Genomic DNA, 629 nt, shown 5'->3' with positions numbered 1-629 from the left:
TCTGATTTGCTGCTCAATCTAATTCCGATAATTATCATTTGAATAATTCCAATTACCCAATAAGTAGGAAATCGTAAAAAAGTATAAACAACTTCGAAACTATCCATCCATTCTCCAACAATTTGCAATTCGATAATCATTGAAATAAATGGAAGTACAAACCCAAACAAAAGTGAAACCAATAAACAACCTACTTTTTTCTTAAAATTTATCTTCCAATACTTGATATTTAGGAAGATTAAAATCGCAATAATTAAATAGTCAACATATCCTATTAACATTTATTGATTTGATTCGTGAAAATATTCATACGCATAACCTTCGATTTCTCCAGTTAATTGATTTCCGTTTTCGTCTTTCAGTTCATACATTTCTTGTGTTCCGCCAATCGAAGCGCAACCATCTAAACCTAAAAGTATTGAGTAAAAAACATCGGTCAAAGTAGAATGCATAACTTTTTCCATTATTATACTTTGCTCATTAGTCAGGTTAAGAGATTTAATTAATTGTCCAACTTCAGTTTCGGGATTTTCTGATAAATATTCTTTTAGAAAATCCTGTTTTTCGGTATAAAATGCTTTTACAAATTCTTCTGTGTTCATCTGTTTTTTCGGCTTGCAGGTAACGGT

2 protein-coding genes are annotated in these 629 nt (G+C 30.2%); both read right to left on the bottom strand.

From position 1 onward, the window contains the following. Nucleotides 1-281, bottom strand: a 281-nt coding sequence (locus tag RM520_RS15220) for a hypothetical protein (RefSeq protein WP_311388568.1), incomplete at its 3' end; no start/stop codon positions are given. After that, nucleotides 282-629: hypothetical protein (locus tag RM520_RS15215; protein WP_311388567.1), on the bottom strand; the 348-nt coding region annotated here is incomplete at its 5' end. It lies immediately after the preceding gene.

Origin of the sequence: Croceitalea vernalis (genome assembly GCF_031846405.1) — a bacterium.
Classification (GTDB): Bacteria; Bacteroidota; Bacteroidia; order Flavobacteriales; family Flavobacteriaceae; genus Croceitalea; species Croceitalea vernalis.
This window is presented reverse-complemented; position numbering and strand designations above follow the sequence as displayed.